This window comes from Streptomyces sp. WM6378, from assembly GCF_001279695.1.
Taxonomy (GTDB): domain Bacteria; phylum Actinomycetota; class Actinomycetes; order Streptomycetales; family Streptomycetaceae; genus Streptomyces.
The window spans coordinates 1-368 of the sequence record NZ_LGDD01000192.1 but is presented as its reverse complement, the minus strand read 5'-3'; the positions used below and the strand labels follow the sequence as shown (position 1 = coordinate 368).

Annotated in this window: 1 protein-coding gene; it reads right to left on the bottom strand. The window is 68.8% G+C overall.

Features of this window, described 5'->3' with window-relative positions:
• On the bottom strand, positions 1 to 326 hold a 326-nt coding region (locus tag ADK54_RS16655), incomplete at its 3' end, for an AMP-binding protein (protein ID WP_324610165.1).
• Positions 327 to 368 lie beyond the last annotated feature (42 nt).

The following is a 368-nucleotide window of genomic DNA, read 5'->3' as shown; positions in this document are numbered from 1 at the left end:
GTGACGACCAGGTGGCGCAGGGCGGGCAGAACGGGGAAGTCCCCCGTGGTCTCCCAGGCGTCCAGGGCGGCCCGCAGCAGCGAGGGAACCACCTCAAGTACCGTGATTTTCTGCGCAGTCGCCAGACCGAACAGGGCGTCCGGGTCGGCCGCGGTGCTCCGGTCCACCACCCGTGTCGTGCCGCCCACCATCAGCGCGGCCAGCATCTGCCACACGGAGATGTCAAAGGTGACCGGCGCGTTGTGCACCACCGAGTCGACCGAGGACAGGCCGAGGTCCTCCACCTTCGCAAGGAGGTGGTTGACCATGCCACGCCGGTGCACCATCGCCCCCTTGGGACGCCCGGTCGACCCGGACGTGTAGATCAC